This is a genomic window from Duganella sp. CF458 (assembly GCF_900113115.1).
Classification (GTDB): domain Bacteria; phylum Pseudomonadota; class Gammaproteobacteria; order Burkholderiales; family Burkholderiaceae_D; genus Rugamonas.
Genome location: NZ_FOOF01000009.1, coordinates 15554 through 29675 on the forward strand (window position 1 = coordinate 15554; position 14122 = coordinate 29675).

The 14122-nt window shown below is 62.9% G+C and carries 17 protein-coding genes and 1 tRNA gene; 10 read left to right on the forward strand and 8 right to left on the reverse strand.

Annotated elements, in window-relative coordinates; all coding sequences use genetic code 11:
• Position 1: 1 nt before the first annotated feature.
• The 3 genes from BM269_RS14815 to BM269_RS14825 all read left to right on the forward strand — a co-directional run bounded on the left by BM269_RS14815 (position 2) and on the right by BM269_RS14825 (position 2130).
• A complete protein-coding gene (locus tag BM269_RS14815) occupies positions 2-1132 on the forward strand; it encodes a deoxyguanosinetriphosphate triphosphohydrolase (protein WP_090438015.1) in 1131 nt (376 codons plus the stop codon).
• A gap of 60 nt (positions 1133-1192) precedes the next feature.
• Entirely contained in the window at positions 1193-1825 is a 633-nt protein-coding gene (locus BM269_RS14820) for a TMEM175 family protein (protein ID WP_090438018.1), read from the forward strand.
• A gap of 68 nt (positions 1826-1893) precedes the next feature.
• Entirely contained in the window at positions 1894-2130 is a 237-nt protein-coding gene (locus BM269_RS14825; protein WP_090438021.1) for a hypothetical protein, read from the forward strand.
• A gap of 6 nt (positions 2131-2136) precedes the next feature.
• Here the strand turns inward: BM269_RS14825 and mutY are convergent, their stop codons facing one another.
• The 3 genes from mutY to mutM are packed head-to-tail and all read right to left on the reverse strand — an operon-like array spanning position 2137 to position 6013.
• On the reverse strand, positions 2137-3240 hold the full coding sequence (mutY, locus tag BM269_RS14830; RefSeq protein ID WP_090438023.1) for an A/G-specific adenine glycosylase: 1104 nt from the start codon (positions 3238-3240) through the stop codon (positions 2137-2139).
• On the reverse strand, positions 3241-5169 hold the full coding sequence (locus tag BM269_RS14835) for a dynamin family protein (protein ID WP_090438026.1): 1929 nt from the start codon (positions 5167-5169) through the stop codon (positions 3241-3243).
• 10 nt (positions 5170-5179) lie between these two features.
• A complete protein-coding gene (gene mutM, locus BM269_RS14840) occupies positions 5180-6013 on the reverse strand; it encodes a bifunctional DNA-formamidopyrimidine glycosylase/DNA-(apurinic or apyrimidinic site) lyase (protein WP_090438029.1) in 834 nt (277 codons plus the stop codon).
• 63 nt (positions 6014-6076) lie between these two features.
• Here mutM and BM269_RS14845 point away from each other — a divergent pair, with 63 nt between their 5' ends.
• From BM269_RS14845 to BM269_RS14870, 6 genes are all read left to right on the forward strand, one after another.
• Entirely contained in the window at positions 6077-7858 is a 1782-nt protein-coding gene (locus BM269_RS14845) for a tetratricopeptide repeat protein (protein WP_090438032.1), read from the forward strand.
• The gene (locus BM269_RS14850) at positions 7858-8451 is read left to right on the forward strand and encodes an outer membrane lipoprotein LolB (RefSeq protein ID WP_090438035.1); all 594 of its coding nucleotides are present in this window, start codon (positions 7858-7860) and stop codon (positions 8449-8451) included. The genes BM269_RS14845 and BM269_RS14850 overlap by 1 nt, the downstream gene beginning before the upstream one ends.
• A gap of 1 nt (position 8452) precedes the next feature.
• Positions 8453-9331 (forward strand): 4-(cytidine 5'-diphospho)-2-C-methyl-D-erythritol kinase, encoded by an 879-nt coding sequence (gene ispE, locus BM269_RS14855; RefSeq protein WP_090438037.1) that lies wholly within the window; start codon positions 8453-8455, stop codon positions 9329-9331.
• Positions 9332-9408: 77 nt separating this feature from the next.
• Positions 9409-9485, forward strand: a tRNA-Gln gene (locus BM269_RS14860).
• A 108-nt stretch (positions 9486-9593) separates the two neighbouring features.
• Positions 9594-10544, forward strand: a complete 951-nt coding sequence (locus BM269_RS14865; RefSeq protein WP_090438040.1) for a ribose-phosphate pyrophosphokinase — start codon at positions 9594-9596, stop codon at positions 10542-10544.
• Positions 10545-10656: 112 nt separating this feature from the next.
• Complete coding sequence (locus BM269_RS14870) at positions 10657-11250, forward strand: 50S ribosomal protein L25/general stress protein Ctc (protein ID WP_090438043.1); 594 nt, start codon at positions 10657-10659, stop codon at positions 11248-11250.
• Positions 11251-11300: 50 nt separating this feature from the next.
• Here BM269_RS14870 and BM269_RS14875 read toward each other — a convergent pair whose 3' ends face one another.
• Genes BM269_RS14875 through BM269_RS14895 form a run of 5 tightly spaced genes read right to left on the reverse strand, consistent with a single transcriptional unit; the run spans position 11301 to position 13419 of the window.
• Positions 11301-12137: an N-acetylmuramoyl-L-alanine amidase-like domain-containing protein gene (locus tag BM269_RS14875; protein WP_090438045.1), complete on the reverse strand. Its 837-nt coding sequence runs from the start codon at positions 12135-12137 to the stop codon at positions 11301-11303.
• A 2-nt stretch (positions 12138-12139) separates the two neighbouring features.
• On the reverse strand, positions 12140-12580 hold the full coding sequence (locus BM269_RS14880; protein WP_090438048.1) for a hypothetical protein: 441 nt from the start codon (positions 12578-12580) through the stop codon (positions 12140-12142).
• Entirely contained in the window at positions 12580-12837 is a 258-nt protein-coding gene (locus tag BM269_RS14885) for a hypothetical protein (protein ID WP_090438051.1), read from the reverse strand. The genes BM269_RS14880 and BM269_RS14885 overlap by 1 nt, the downstream gene beginning before the upstream one ends.
• Before the next feature lie 4 nt (positions 12838-12841).
• Entirely contained in the window at positions 12842-13144 is a 303-nt protein-coding gene (locus BM269_RS14890) for an ArsR/SmtB family transcription factor (RefSeq protein ID WP_090438053.1), read from the reverse strand.
• A gap of 5 nt (positions 13145-13149) precedes the next feature.
• Positions 13150-13419: a hypothetical protein gene (locus BM269_RS14895; protein ID WP_090438056.1), complete on the reverse strand. Its 270-nt coding sequence runs from the start codon at positions 13417-13419 to the stop codon at positions 13150-13152.
• A gap of 268 nt (positions 13420-13687) precedes the next feature.
• Between BM269_RS14895 and BM269_RS14900 the strand changes: the two genes are divergently transcribed.
• Positions 13688-14113 (forward strand): hypothetical protein, encoded by a 426-nt coding sequence (locus tag BM269_RS14900; RefSeq protein ID WP_090438059.1) that lies wholly within the window; start codon positions 13688-13690, stop codon positions 14111-14113.
• Positions 14114-14122: the final 9 nt, after the last annotated feature.

Genomic DNA, 14122 nt, shown 5'->3' on the forward strand with positions numbered 1-14122 from the left:
TATGGAAGAGACGCTCGCCCCCTACGCAGCACATTCAGACAAGGGGCGCGGCCGTCGCTTCCCCGAAACCCCGCACGCCTCGCGCTCCCAGTTCCAGCGCGACCGCGACCGCATCATCCATTCGACCGCCTTCCGCCGGCTTGAATACAAGACCCAGGTCTTCCTCAACCACGAAGGGGACCTGTTCCGCACCCGCCTGACGCACAGCCTGGAAGTGGCCCAGATCGGCCGCTCGCTGGCGCGCAACCTGCGCCTGAACGAAGACCTGGTGGAAGCCATCGCCCTGGCGCACGACTTGGGCCACACGCCGTTCGGCCATGTGGGCCAGGACGTGCTGCACGAATGCATGAAGGAACACGGCGGCTTCGAACACAACCTGCAAAGCCTGCGTGTGGTGGATCTGCTGGAAGAGCAGTACGGCGCCTTCGATGGCCTGAACCTGATGTTCGAAACGCGCGAAGGCATCTTGAAGCACTGCTCCGTCAACAACGCGCGCCTGCTGGGCGACGTGGCGCAGCGCTTCCTCGACAAGACGCAGCCTTCGCTGGAAGCCCAATTGACCAACCTGGCCGATGAAATCGCCTACAACAGCCACGATATCGACGATGGCCTGCGCTCGGGGCTGATCGCCATTGCCCAACTGGAGGAAGTGGCTTTCTTCGGCCGCTTGTGGCGCGAAGTGCAGGCCGCCCATCCGGGGCTGGCCGGCCGTCGTGCCATCTACGAAACCCTGCGCCGCCTGATCACGGCGCTGGCGGATGACCTGATCGCCACGTCGCTGGAGCGCATTGCCGCGCACCAGCCGCAAGGCATGGACGATGTGCGTGCGGCGCCGGCGCTGATCCGTTTCTCCGACCAGATGCGCCGGGACGCCACGGAGCTCAAGCGCTTCCTGCACGAGAACCTGTACCGGCATTACAAGGTCAACCGCATGCGCCTGAAGGCCAGCCGCATGGTGCGCGAGTTGTACCACGCGTTCACCGCCGACCCGGCGCTGCTGCCGCCCGACTACCGCACCGAGCGCGGCGACATGCCAGGCCAGGCACGCCGGGTGGCCGACTATATCGCCGGCATGACCGACCGCTACGCCATTGCCGAGCACCGTCGCATTTATTCGCTGGAAGACCTCTAGCCTTGCATCGCCACGCGCGCCGGGTTAATCTTCTGGCAACCAACACTTGCCAGAAGAATCATGACCGACATTGCCGCGACCGCCGGCGCCAGCCCGCAACTCAGCAAACACCGCATTGAAGCCCTGGTGGACGGCATCTTCGCCGTCGCCATGACCCTGCTCGTGATCGAGCTGAAGCTGCCAGAACATGTGCCAGCCACCAGCAGTGCGGAACTGCTGCATGTGCTGGGTGAACTGGCGCCGACTTTTGGCTCCTGGGTCATCAGCTTCCTGGTGCTGGCGATCTTCTGGGTCGGCAACCATCGCCTGTACAGCTACGTACGCCACCTGGATGGGCCGCTGACCTGGTACACCATCCTGATGCTGGCCGGTGCCAGCTTGCTGCCGTTCGCCTCGGCCGTGAACGGGCGCTTCCTGTCGCAGCTGGCGCAAGCGGATGCCAGCGTGATGACGCTGATGGCCATCGGCTCGCTGCTGGTGGCGGCGCGCATTTACCGGCATCCGGAGCTGTGCGCGCACCCGATGGACAAGGCGAGCTATGCCGGCGTGTGCATCCGCCAGGGCATCCTGATTGCCGTGGCGGCACTGACCGTCGTGCTGGCGGGGCAGGCGCCCGGCATGGCCAACTTCGCCTTCATGCTGCTGTTCCTGGTGCGGCCATTGAGCAATGTACTGACGCGCCGCCTGCGCTAAGCCTGGGCTTGCTTGAAGTCCTCCCCGGCCCGGCGCAGAATAGCCATGGCGCCTGGACAGGAGGACTTATGGTTGGCGAGCAAGAAGGCGCTTCCTTGGCGCATGAGCGACGCCACGCAGAGATTGAACGCGACGTTGCCATCATCAGAGCCAACTACGCAAGGAAAGAAGACATTGCGCGGCTTGAAACCCAGATGGCGCGCATGGAAACACGCCTGGTCAAATGGGTGATCGGTGCAATGGCCGCAAGCATCGTCAGCGTCATCGGAACTGCTTTGAACCTCGCGAAACTATTTATCTCCTGACCGCGCTCAGAACATGCGCGCCTGGCTGCGCTCGCCCAGCAAGTCGAGCAGGAGTTTCTTGATCGGGGCGGGCAGCGCGGCGCCGGGAATGGCGGCGGCGTCGAGCCAGGCGTAGCGCTGTTCGCCGGCCAGCGCGGCGCGGCTGGAAAGCGTTACCAGCAAGGGGTGGATGTGCAGCTTGTAGTGGGTGAAGATGTGCAGCACCGGCAACAGGCGCTCCAGGGATTCCATCGTGCCGAACGGCTGTACCGCGGCGGCCACTGTCGCATCGCCGGGTGGCTCGGCTGGCGCGGCGAGCGCCGTGTGGCCTGCCAGTTCGGGCAGCGACAGCAGGCCGCCCCAGATGCCGCTGGCTGGACGCTGTTCCAGCAGCACCTGGCCGCGATCGACTACCAGCAGCATGTGCGCCGCTTTCTCCGGCGTGGCCTTTTTCGGCTTGCGCACCGGCAGTTCGGCGGTGCGGCCGGTGGCGAAGGCGACGCAGCGCGGCGCCATCGGGCAGCGCTCGCAGGAGGGGCTGCTGCGCGTGCACAGCGTCGCCCCCATGTCCATCAAGCCCTGGGTGTAAGCCTCGATACCTTCGGCCGGCGCCAGCGCTTCCGCGCGCGCCCACATGGCTTCTTCGGTCTTGCGTTCGCCGGGGTAGGTGTCGATGCCGAATACGCGCGCGAACACGCGCTTCACATTGCCGTCCATGATGGCGGCGCGGCGGCCGGCGGAGAACGCCGCAATGGCGGCTGCCGTGGAACGCCCGATGCCGGGCAGTTCGGCGAGCCGGGCCGGGTCGGCGGGAAATACGCCGCCATACTCGGCCACCACGCGCTGCGCGCACTTGTGCAGGTTGCGGGCGCGGGTGTAGTAGCCCAGGCCGGCCCACTGCGCCATCACGTCTTCAACCGGCGCGGCGGCGAGCGAAGCGAGGGTAGGGAAGCGTTCGAGGAAGCGCGCGTAATACCCCAGCACCGCCGAAACCTGCGTCTGCTGCAGCATGATTTCGGACAGCCACACCAGGTAGGCATCGCGGGTGTTCTGCCACGGCAGGTCGTGCCGGCCATGTTGCTTCTGCCACGCAACCAGCGTGGCAGAAAAGCTCGGGTCTTGGTACTGCAATTACGCCGCTGCCTCCAGTACGACATGATCGGCCGCAATGGCATCGCTGATGGCGGTAGCCAGTGCGGCCAGCTTGGCCTTCTGAGCCTCCAGCTCGGCCTGGGTGGTCTCGAACGCTTCGATCTTCTGCTCCAGCGTATCGGTCGCATCGTGGATGCGCGCGATCGATTGCTGGCGGTGTTTCAGCTGCTCCTTGTGCTGGCGGATCTGCGCTTCCAGCGGGGCCATGATCACCTTCAGCCAGGCATCGGTATCGGCATTGGCCGCCTTGAAGCAGCGCTTGACTGCCGACGCCACGGAATCGAAGAAGCGCTCCATCAGCACCACGCGCGAAGTGGTCAGCATCACGGCGGTACCGAACTGCTTCTCGTAGATGCCATGGGCTTCGTTGATCTCATCGCGGTACTTGGCCAGCGAGAAGGCCATCGGCAGCGGCAGGGTCAGGCCGTGCTCCGCCGAGAACTTCTTGTACATGGTTTCCATCATGCTGCGGATCTCTTCGATCTTGCGCTCCGATTCATCCAGGTTGGCGTGGATGTTGTCGAAGTAAATCTTGATCGCATCGCGCAGGCCGGTGGTGAAGCGGCTGTTCTGCATTTCGGCACGCGCCTTGATCAGGTTGTCGCGCAGGATGCCCATGCCCAGGCTGGAATACAGCTCGGTGGACAGGCGGGTGAACACGGCGCGCGTGGCCTGCAGCTTGAACAGGCTTTCGTCGAACTCCTTCTTCTCCGCTTCCACGCGGCGTGCCATGTGCGCAATCACCGACTGGTTCTTGCCGCGCAGGCCCTTCAACTCCAGCAGCTGCTCGACGATGCCGCGCGTCTTGGCCGACAGCGCCGCGTACTGGGCACCGCTGAGCGCTGCCAGTTCGTCGCCCAGGCGGCGGCGGATGATGTCCTTGCGCGCCGGGATCAGTTCGTTGAACAGCGCGCTCTCGAGTTGCTTCATGCGGCTCTTGTGCACCAGCTCATGGTCGCCGGTGATCTTGCCCAGCAACGCCTTCTGCGCCGAGACCGGGAACACCTGGCGCGCATCGAGTCCCAGCATATGGGCGGCGTGCTCGCGCTGGCGCGCGATGGCCGATTCGATTTCTTCTTCGCTGCGCAGCGGGTCCCACATCGAGTCGATCTTGTTCAGCACGACCATGCGGCCGGCGCCGTTGCCGATGTGGGTGCGCCACACTTCGATATCGCTCTTGGTGACGCCGGTATCGGCGGCCAGGATGAACAGCACCGCATGCGCGTGCGGGATCATGTTCAGCGTCAGTTCCGGCTCGGTACCGATGGCGTTCAGGCCCGGCGTATCGAGGATCACCAGGCCTTGTTTCAGCAGCGGGTGCGGGAAATTGATGATGGCGTGGCGCCACTGCGAGATCTCGACCAGGCCGTTGTTGTCCAGCGTGGCGCCCATGTCGGGATCGTTCTCGTCGTACAGGCCGTAGCGCTTGGCTTCCTCGACCGGCACATGGCGGGTCAGGCTGACCTGCTTGAACACTTCCTGCATATGTTCCGGCGAATCGAGCTGCAGCGGCAGGACGGTCCAGGCGTGCGGCTCATCGCGGTAGTCGCTGGTCGACAGGTTTTCGGCGCGCGTTTCGATCGGCAGCAGGCGGATGCAGGCAGGATACGCCGGGTCGTACATCAGCTCGGTCGGGCACATGGTGGTGCGGCCGGCTGCCGAGGGCAGGATGCGCTGGCCGAAATCGGCGAAGAAGATCGAATTGATCAGTTCAGATTTGCCGCGCGAAAATTCCGCCACAAAGGCGACCGACAGCTTGTCGTCGGCCAGTTTGGATAGCGTTTGCGCCAGGCGTTGTTCGGTCGCGGCGTCGGACAGATCGGCCTGCACGATCCAGTCTCGGTAGTTTGCGACGGCGCCCATGACGCCTTGGCGCCATTGGCTGTATTGTTCGAGGTCCCGTACCATTAGCTTCTCGTTATTTCTGGCAGTTTACACAATAAAAAGTAGATCGTTGGCCCTGCTTGATCTGGCGCACAGGCGCGCCGCAACAACGGCAAGGCACACCAGCACGATCATAGACGAAATATGACTGTTGGAAATACCCTGATTGTCCATTTACCCCGATAAAATCGCGTAAAGTGCTGCCTCCTTGCACAATTGCCTCGGCCAGCACGTCGCGGATGGCCTGTGCCAGCCGGTCGTAGCGGGCCGCGCTGATGCGGTTGGCGGCGGTTTTCGGGTTGATTCCGGCCCGGAACAGGCTTTCAGAACAGTAAATATTCCCCACGCCCACCACGAGGTCGCCGGCAATCAGTACCTGCTTGATCGCTGCGCTGCGCGTGCGGGTCTGTTCGAACAGCAGTTTGCCGGTAAACGCCGGCCCCAAAGGCTCCACGCCCAGGCCGCGCAACAGCGTGTGCTGGGCCAGGTCGCCGTCTTGCATGGCATGCCACAGCACGGCGCCAAAGCGGCGTGGATCGGTCAGCCGCAGCACATGCTTGCCGTCCGCGCCTTCCACCGTCATGTCGAAATGATCATGTTTTTCCGGCGGTATGCCGGTGGGCAGCACGCGCAGGTGGCCGCTCATGCCAAGGTGGATGATCAGCGTGCCATGCTCGAATTGCAGCAGCAGGTATTTGCCGCGGCGGTCGGTTGCCACGATGCGGTGGCCGGCCAGCAGCTCCGGCAGCTCGTCCGGAAAGGGCCAGCGCAAGCCGTCGCGGCGCAGCACCACGTTGCGCACGATGCGGCCTTCGATGTGGGGAGCGACACCGCGCCGGGTGACTTCTACTTCTGGCAATTCAGGCATGAGGGTGGTTTTCTACAGGTTGGCGTAGAATCAAGTCTTGAGCCCGATTTGCAGGATCTCCCTTTGAAAAACGCATTCGCCATTGTAACCCTGTCGGCCCTGGTGTCCGCCTGTGCAGTCGTGCCGCCGGAACCGGCCGCGCCCGAGCCTGCAACCCCCTCAGTCGCACCGCCCACGCCGGCCGCCGACGCCATCGCCAAGGCCGCCCCGCCTGACGACAAGCTGCCCAATGTCGAATTGACCAGCGACTTGTTCTACAAGTTGACCAAGGCGGAACTCGATTTCAAGCGCGGCCAGTGGCAAAGCGCATATGTGGCGATGATGGTGCTGGCACAGCAGACGCGCGATCCGCGCCTGGCGCGCCGCGCTTCCGAGATGGCGCTGTCGGCCAAGCAGGGCAACGAGGCGCTGGCGGCGATCCGCCTGTGGCGCGAGCTGGCGCCCGATTCCGAGGAGGCGGCGCAATACTTCCTCGGCTTTGCCGTGCTGGGCGACGACCTGGGCGAGGCGGAAACCCTGTTCGCGCAGCGCCTGAAAGCCGCGCCGCCGAACGGCCGTCCGCTGCTGATGTTCCAGATGCAGCAATTCCTGCTGCGCGCCAAAGACAAGACCGCCGCCTTTGGCTTGATGGAGCGCGTGCTGCAGCCCTACCTGAATACGCAGGAAGCGCACCTGGTGCTGGCACAGGGCGCCAACGCCGCCACCGATGCCGGGCGCGCCCGCGCCGAAGCGCAGAAAGCGGTTGCCATCAAGCCCGATTCCGAACTGGCCACGCTGACCATGGCGCAAATGCTGGGCGACCTGGATGGCGCGCAAAAGCTGTTCGCCGACTTCCTGCAGAAATATCCGTCCGCGCGCGAAGTGCGCTCGGCCTATGCCCGCCTGCTGGTGGAGCAGAAGCAGTACGACCAGGCGCGCGAGCAATTCCTGTTGTTGCTGAAAGAGCAGCCCGACCATCCCGGCACCGTGTACGCGCTCGGCATCCTGGCCCTGCAAGGCCAGGACAACAAGTCGGCGGAAGGCTATTTCAAGCGCTATGTGGAAGTGCTGGATGCGGCGCCTGATCCGGAGCGCGATCCGAACAAGGCGCTGATGTTGCTGGCCCAGATCGCCGAAGAAAAGGGCGACCTCGATGGCGCGCTGGCGTGGCTGGACAAGATCGACGGCGAAGATGCGCGCACCATCCTGGCGGCCCGCCTGAAACGCGCCCACCTCACGGCCCGCAAAGGCGACGTCGACGGCGCCCGCGCCCAGTTGAAAGACATCACGCCGGCCGACCCGGCCGAGCAAGTGCAGATCCTGCAGACTGAAGGCCAGCTGTTGCGCGACTCCGGCCGCGTGCAGGAAGCCTTCAAGACCTTGCAGGATGGCGTGCTGCGCTTCCCCAACAGCCCTGACCTGATGTATGACTACGCGCTGGCGGCCGAAAAGCTGGGCAAGGTGGAAGCGATGGAAACCGCGCTGCGCAAGGTGATCGAATCGGTGCCCGACAATCACCACGCCTACAATGCGCTGGGCTACTCGCTGGCGGACCGCAATGTGCGCCTGGACGAAGCCTATGAACTGATCGACAAGGCATTGAAGATGGCGCCGGGCGATCCGTACATCATGGACAGCATGGGCTGGGTGCTGTTCCGCATGGGCAAACTGCAAGAAGCCGAGCAATCGTTGCGCCAGGCCTATGCGCTGCGCAGCGACGCAGAAATCGCTGTCCACCTGGGCGAAGTGCTGTGGAAGCAGGGCGACAAGGCCGGCGCCGCCAGGTTGTGGCGCGAAGCGCGCGACAAGGACCCGAAAAACGACGCGCTGCGCAGCACGCTGGCGCGCCTCAACGCTGGAATCTGATGAGCTTTAAGACACTTGCCGCCCTCGCCGGCGCGGCTGCCATCTTGTGCGGCTGCGCCACCACGCCATCCGCCCCGCCATCGACTGCCGTCGTTGCGCCGTATGCCGACAGCGTGGCTTTGTCGGGCCGGCTGAACGTGCGCTACCTCAAGGACGGCAAGCAGGAATCGAGCACCGTCAAATTCGACTGGAAGCAGGACGCGCAGAGCACCGACGTCGCGCTGTTCGACCCGTTCGGCAGCAAGGTCGCCACGATCAATGTGACGCCGCAGGGCGCCACGCTGCGCGAAGGCGGCAACAAGCCTCCGCTGAGCGCGCCAAGCGTCGACGCCCTGAGCGCGCGCGCCCTCGGCTGGGCGCTGCCGGTGGCCGGGTTGCGCGGCTGGCTGCAAGGCCATGCCACCGCTGCCGATGGCAAGCCGTGGTCGGCCAGTCCCGCCCACAGCGAAGTGAGCACGCGCGAAGGCTGGCGCCTGCACTACACCGACTGGCAGCCCGGCAGCTCACCGCCGCGCCCGAAACGGATTGATGCCGAGCATCCGGGCGGCGGGGATGTGCAGCAAATGGCCTTGCGGATCGTGCTCTCCGAATAATATGAACAGCCTGTTGAACTGCCCGGCCCCGGCCAAACTGAACCTGTTCCTGCACGTGAACGGCCGTCGTGCCGATGGCTACCATCTGCTGCAATCGGTATTCCAGATCATCGATCGCTGCGATCGCCTGCATTTCTCGCTGCGTGGCGATGGCGAGCTGCACCGCATCAATGACATCCCGGGCGTTCCCGCCGAGCAGGACCTGGTGATCCGCGCCGCCCGCATCCTGCAGGCGGAAGTCCGGCGCCGCACGGGTGCGCTGCCGCCCGGAGTGAATATCACCATCGACAAGATCCTGCCCATGGGCGGCGGCCTGGGCGGTGGCTCCTCCGATGCGGCCACCACGTTCATGGCGCTGAACCGGCTGTGGGGCGCCGGGCTGCAGCGCGAAGAACTGATGGCGTTGGCGCTGCCGCTCGGCGCCGACGTGCCGTTCTTTATCTTCGGCCAGACCGGCTTTGCCGAAGGCGTGGGCGAAGAGCTGCAAGCGGTCGACGCACCGGACTGTTGGTATGTGGTTATCGAGCCAGGCGTGGCTTGCCCGACGGCGCAGATTTTTACCTCCGAGCATTTGACAAGGGATACTCCGCCCGTTAAGATGTCGGACTTTTCCAGCCACCACGCAAATCGACAAGATCTGCGCCAGTTTGGAAAGAACGATTTGCAACAAGTGGCGTGCCGCTTATTCCCGCAGGTAGCAGAAGCGGTAGAATGGCTGGGCGCTTACGGTGACGCCAGGATGACTGGCTCCGGAGCTTGTGTGTTCGTCGCAGTCCAAAGCGAAGGACAGGCCGATGCGGTACTTGCGAAAGTGCCGGGCGCCTGGACCGGATGGAAAGCGCGGGCGCTGAAACAGCATCCGATCATCGCAAAGTTGTGAAGCGTAAAAAGATTTGGTTTTTCGTGAAATAGGCTATATAATGTCGGCCTACTGACGAAAGACAGTCAGTTAAGAGTAGGGGAATCGCCAAGCTGGTTAAGGCACCGGATTTTGATTCCGGCATACCAAGGTTCGAATCCTTGTTCCCCTGCCACCGTTTTCCCTGGTTCTGTCGAGGCAGCAGTCTCCAGCCAGGGTGAAGACGAAAGCTCCTGCTCCGCAGGAGTGCCTCAAGAATTCAACACTATCTCTCGGGACTCCCATGGCTTACGAAAACCTGATGGTTTTTACCGGCAACGCTAATCCAGCCTTAGCAGAAGGGGTCGCGAAAAATCTCGGCATCCCACTCGGCAAAGCAGTCGTTTCGAAGTTCTCGGACGGCGAAGTCATGGTCGAAATCAACGAAAACGTCCGTGGTAAAGATGTCTTCGTCCTGCAATCGACCTGCGCACCGACCAACGACAACCTGATGGAACTGATCCTGATGGTCGATGCCCTGAAACGCGCGTCCGCCGGCCGTATCACTGCTGCAATTCCTTACTTTGGCTATGCCCGCCAGGATCGCCGCCCGCGTTCCGCCCGCGTGGCCATTTCGGCAAAAGTGGTAGCCAATATGCTGGAAGAAGCCGGCGTCGAGCGCGTCCTGATCATGGACTTGCACGCTGACCAGATCCAGGGCTTCTTCGATATCCCGGTTGACAATATTTACGCGTCGCCAATCCTGCTGGGCGACCTGCAGAAGAAGAACGAAGAAGACTTGCTGGTGGTGTCGCCGGACGTCGGCGGCGTGGTACGTGCCCGTGCACTGGCCAAGCGCCTGAACTGCGACCTGGCCATCATCGACAAGCGCCGTCCGAAAGCCAACGTGTCCGAAGTGATGAATATCATCGGCGACGTTGAAGGCCGCAACTGCGTGATCATGGACGACATGGTCGACACCGCAGGCACCCTGGTCAAGGCTGCCGAGGTGCTGAAAGAGCGCGGCGCCAAGAAAGTGGTCGCTTACTGCACCCACGCTGTGCTGTCGGGCCCGGCAATCGACCGCATCTCTGGCTCTTCGCTGGACGAGCTGGTGGTGACCGACACCATCCCGCTGTCCGAGGCCGCCAAGGCATGCGGCAAGATCCGTCAACTGACCTGCGCACCGTTGCTGGCAGAGACCTTCAAGCGCATCATCAAGGGCGATTCCGTGATCTCCCTGTTCGTCGACTAAACGATTTTCCGGCCGCGGCGCAAGCCGTGGCCGATTTGTTGAAGTGCCCTGGTCGCGGGGCACTTCGTTTCTCAACAAGGCGCCAGCCTTGTTTTATTTTTTGGAGTATTCCATGAAAGTTGTAGCATTCAAACGTGATCTGCAAGGTACGGGTGCGAGCCGCCGCCTGCGCAATTCCGGCCAGACCCCTGGCATCATCTACGGTGGCACCGAAGCCCCTGTGACCATCGCCCTGGACCACAACGCACTGTTCCACGCGCTGAAAAAAGAAGCTTTCCACTCCTCCATCCTGGATATGGAAATCGACGGCGCCGTACAGAAAGTGCTGCTGCGTGACTTCCAGATGCACGCGTTCAAGCAACTGGTTCTGCACGCTGACTTCCAGCGCGTTGACGCCAACAAGCCACTGCACGTGAAAGTTGCCCTGCACTTCGAAAACGCTGACGTGTCCCCAGCTGTCAAGCTGCACTCCGCAACCATCAGCCACGTGGCCAACGAGATCGAAATCTCCTGCCTGCCAGCTGACCTGCCAGAGTTCCTGACCGTTGACCTGTCGAAGATGGATGTCGGCCAGTCGATCCACGCTTCCGAACTGAAGCTGCCGAAAGGCGTGACCATCGTGACCCACGGTTCCGATGCCACCGTCGCTACCGCATCCGTGCCAGCCGGCGCTGTTGCTGCTGAAGCCGCTGCTGCCAAAGAGTAATCCTCTTTCGCGCCGCATGAAGAACCCCGCCCCGGCGGGGTTTTTTGTTGTCAGGCTGCGGGACGCGGCTGTGGTGCCGCCGGCGGCACCACGATGGCCTCGTTCAGGCGCATGAACTTGAAGCCTGCCAGGCCGTTGTTGGCGCGTGCCTGGGTGCGCGCAATGAAAGCTGCGAAAGATTCTTCGCGCACTGCCGGCGCCGACGAATGCAGGAAGCGGCGCGCGCCCTGCGCATCAAGCACGACCAGGCCGACGTGGGTCACCATGTGCTGGCCCTTGCGCAGCGACACCACTTGCACCATATCGCCTTCGTCCAGCGTGCCGAACTCCTGCAGCGCGCGGTCGACCGGCAGGAAGGCTTCCAGCGTATCCTGCAGCGGGATGTCGCGCCGCACATGGTGCTGGGACAGCAGGAATTGCGCGCGGTCGACGCGCATGGCATAGCGCGCGCCGCTGCTGGCATCGGATACCAGCCAGCGGTTGTTGATGTTCCAGTCCACTTCCATGTAGTGGTTGCGGCTGGCCACGCCGATCACCCCGTCCTTGTAGCGGATGCGCTGCAATGTCCAGAAGAACTCTTCCCACGAGGCGCTGAGCGCCATCGCATAGGTATGTTCGGCGAACACCAGGCAGTCGCTGGCGGACAAGCTGTACATCGGCAGCGTGTCGTGCAGCTCATAGGGGAACTCGCCCAGCAGGTTCAGCTGGTATGGCTGGCCGATATTGCGGCGACCGATGGCGGCGATGCGCTTGCGCAGGTCCGGTTCGGTACGCCGCACGTCGGCGATGAAGGCACCGGCTTCCTGCGGCGACATCTGGTAAATCTGTTTCGGAGCGGCCGCCGCGGTGAGCGCGGCGGCCAATACTATGCTGGCAAGGAGGGGCATGTTCAGGCAGCTTGGGTGGGGGACGGCCAGGTGAAGTAAGACTTCGCGATATAGCCCCAGGGTACGGCCACGATGGCCAGCAGCACGCCGAGGAAGGCATAGGTGGTGCTTTCCGCCGGCGAGCCGACCAGTTCGCCGCGCGCCCAGAGCGGGTAGGCGACGATTGCCAGCCACATCACTTTGTAGAAGACTTCCAGCAGGATGATCGGCAGCATCTTCACCGGCCGCAGCAGGCCCAGGCCGGCCAGCGTGGCAAAAGCGGTCCACACCGTCCAGGCCACCGCCTGGTTCGGCTCCCACTGGCCCTGGTGGGTCAGGATTTCGGTCCAGGTCGTCTGGCCCAGCATGAAGAACATCAGCGCGTAGAGCAGGCGCAGCAAGTAGAGGTTGATGCGCATGACGCCTTCATGCCGCGGATCGCGCTGCCACAGGCGGGCCAGCATCAGCCCACCTCTTTCAGCATGGTTTCGACTTCGGCCAGGCGGCCGTTCATGTTTGCCAGCGTGGCGTGCATGGCCGCCAGCGCGGCAGCGTTTTCAGCCTGCGCGGCAGCCGAACGTGCCGCCAGTTCGCGGTACGCCTCGGCGCTGGCGGATTCGGCGCGCGCCTTGTGCGCGGCAGACCAGTACTTCATGCCAAAGACCACCAGCACGGTGGCCAGCGGCAGGCCCAGGGTCAGCAGGTAAATATGTTCGGACATACGGTCATTCCTCTTCCAGGTTGAGATGTTGGGCGGCTTCCACGATCGCTGCGGGATCGAGCGTCAGGCGGAAATCGGCCACTTCGAAGTAGTTCAGCGCCTTGCCGTCGCTGGAGAGTTCATGCTGGCTGGTGACGAGGCCAGCCGCTTCCAGCTTGGCAAGGTGCAGGTGCAGCAGCGGACGGCTGATGCCTACGTCGCGCGCCAGTTGGCTGACGTAGTTGCGGCCGTCCGCTTTCAATGCAGCGATGATGCGCAAGCGGTGCGGATTGGCGAGCGCTTCGAGCACGGGCAGCAGTTTTTGCATGCCACTCACTTCAACAGCAGGCGGCAGTTGGCGCTTACCGATTCGGTCGCCATCGCGCCTTTGTCGCCACGTGCGGCTTGCATGCACAGGGCGAAGGCCTCTTCCTTGGTTTTGGGGCGCTCGCATTGTTCGGCAAGTCGGGCGTTCTGGGCGCTCAACATCCGGTTTTGTTCAAGCAGCTGGTCAATGCGTTCCTTGTCGCCGATTTGAGCGTCGGCTGCAAACGCTGGCGCGGCCAGGATTGAAGCCAGCAGCAGGGTGGTCGAATATTTCATGGCACGTCCTTTCTGTTTTAAATTGAAGACACGTGTAATAAATATCTTACATGTGAAAGCTGGTGTCAAGAAATAAATTTGCCTGCATCCGATTCCACGGACAGGAACTTGCCGGTGTTCTGGCTGGCCAGAGTGGTTGTTGTGGCGCGATACCTGGAACGCTGACAAGGCACCCTCGAAATAGTTCCGTCGCTACCTGTGCGCCGGCGCAAAGCGTAAGGCGCGAAAATGGCAAACAATGGTGGCTTGCCGACAGCGGGAAGCTGCTATGGAACAGTTGACTCCGGATGACCGAATTGCCGGACAGGAGAAAGCCTTGGATGCCGTCAATTGCGAACTGGCCTTGCTGCGACAACATGTGGACGCACGCTTTGCCAGCATGCAGGCTTCATTTGATGCGCAGTTCGCCAGCATGCAGGCATCCTTTGACGCGCAGTTCGCCAGCATGCAGGCATCAACCGACGCGCAATTTGCCAGCATGCGGCAATATGTTGATGATGGCTTCGTCAAACTGCGTCTCGAGATGCAGATTTATACGCGGGATGAAATCGCCCAAGCCATCGCACCGCTGCAAGTACAAATCGATGCCTTGCGCAACCATGTGGACCGCATCAGCCGCTGGGGTTTCGGCATGATGGCCACCATGATCCTACTGGGCGAAGTGGCCTTGCTGGCACGCGGGCTGTTCGGTTGAGGTCGAGGG

What these genes read in the sequence shown, in the direction of transcription:
- BM269_RS14875 (WP_090438045.1), bottom strand. Translation starts at nt 12,137, where the DNA reads ATGCCCCTCCTTGCCAGCATAGTATTGGCCGCCGCGCTCACCGCGGCG.
- BM269_RS14850 (WP_090438035.1), top strand. Translation starts at nt 7,858, where the DNA reads ATGAGCTTTAAGACACTTGCCGCCCTCGCCGGCGCGGCTGCCATCTTG.
- BM269_RS14815 (WP_090438015.1), top strand. Translation starts at nt 2, where the DNA reads ATGGAAGAGACGCTCGCCCCCTACGCAGCACATTCAGACAAGGGGCGC.
- BM269_RS14870 (WP_090438043.1), top strand. Translation starts at nt 10,657, where the DNA reads ATGAAAGTTGTAGCATTCAAACGTGATCTGCAAGGTACGGGTGCGAGC.
- mutM (WP_090438029.1), bottom strand. Translation starts at nt 6,013, where the DNA reads ATGCCTGAATTGCCAGAAGTAGAAGTCACCCGGCGCGGTGTCGCTCCC.
- BM269_RS14895 (WP_090438056.1), bottom strand. Translation starts at nt 13,419, where the DNA reads ATGAAATATTCGACCACCCTGCTGCTGGCTTCAATCCTGGCCGCGCCA.
- BM269_RS14885 (WP_090438051.1), bottom strand. Translation starts at nt 12,837, where the DNA reads ATGTCCGAACATATTTACCTGCTGACCCTGGGCCTGCCGCTGGCCACC.
- BM269_RS14890 (WP_090438053.1), bottom strand. Translation starts at nt 13,144, where the DNA reads ATGCAAAAACTGCTGCCCGTGCTCGAAGCGCTCGCCAATCCGCACCGC.
- BM269_RS14820 (WP_090438018.1), top strand. Translation starts at nt 1,193, where the DNA reads ATGACCGACATTGCCGCGACCGCCGGCGCCAGCCCGCAACTCAGCAAA.
- BM269_RS14865 (WP_090438040.1), top strand. Translation starts at nt 9,594, where the DNA reads ATGGCTTACGAAAACCTGATGGTTTTTACCGGCAACGCTAATCCAGCC.
- BM269_RS14825 (WP_090438021.1), top strand. Translation starts at nt 1,894, where the DNA reads ATGGTTGGCGAGCAAGAAGGCGCTTCCTTGGCGCATGAGCGACGCCAC.
- ispE (WP_090438037.1), top strand. Translation starts at nt 8,453, where the DNA reads ATGAACAGCCTGTTGAACTGCCCGGCCCCGGCCAAACTGAACCTGTTC.
- BM269_RS14900 (WP_090438059.1), top strand. Translation starts at nt 13,688, where the DNA reads ATGGAACAGTTGACTCCGGATGACCGAATTGCCGGACAGGAGAAAGCC.
- BM269_RS14880 (WP_090438048.1), bottom strand. Translation starts at nt 12,580, where the DNA reads ATGCTGGCCCGCCTGTGGCAGCGCGATCCGCGGCATGAAGGCGTCATG.
- BM269_RS14835 (WP_090438026.1), bottom strand. Translation starts at nt 5,169, where the DNA reads ATGGTACGGGACCTCGAACAATACAGCCAATGGCGCCAAGGCGTCATG.